This window comes from Streptococcus sp. DFI.7.26, assembly GCF_022240605.1.
GTDB lineage: Bacteria > Bacillota > Bacilli > Lactobacillales > Streptococcaceae > Streptococcus > Streptococcus xiaochunlingii.
In genome coordinates, this window is sequence record NZ_JAKOGN010000045.1 from 1 (window position 1) to 603 (window position 603).

A 603-nucleotide genomic window follows, 5' to 3' on the forward strand; every position below is an offset into this window, starting at 1 on the left:
AAAATACTGAAATTATCATCGTGGATCCAGAAGCAGAGTACAGTGTCATTGGACGAACTTTTGGGGGAGAAATGATTGATATTGCGCCTGATTCCCAAACCTATCTCAATGTCCTTGACTTGTCTGAGGAAAATATGGATGAGGATCCTGTAAAGGTAAAATCAGAATTTCTTTTATCCTTTATCGGTAAGTTATTGGATAGAAAAATGGATGGGAGAGAAAAATCGATTATCGACCGAGTTACGAGACTCACTTATCAGTCATTTAAAGAGCCTTCTTTGGAAGAATGGGTCTTTGTCTTGAGCCAACAAGCAGAAGAAGAAGCGCAGAATTTGGCACTTGATATGGAACTGTATGTTGAAGGTTCTCTTGATATTTTTTCTCATAAGACCAATATTCAAACAGGATCCAATTTCTTAATCTATAATGTTAAAAAGTTAGGAGATGAGCTGAAACAAATTGCCCTTATGGTTGTTTTTGATCAGATATGGAATCGTGTCGTTCGGAATCAAAAATTAGGGAAGAAGACCTGGATTTATTTCGATGAGATGCAGCTTCTCTTATTAGATAAATATGCCAGTGATTTCTTCTTTAAATTGTGGA

The 603-nt window shown here is 36.3% G+C and carries 1 pseudogene; it reads left to right on the forward strand.

Going from position 1 to position 603, the window contains the following annotated elements:
- A pseudogene (locus tag L0M85_RS10080) lies at nucleotides 1–603 on the forward strand (AAA family ATPase); the annotation flags it as partial.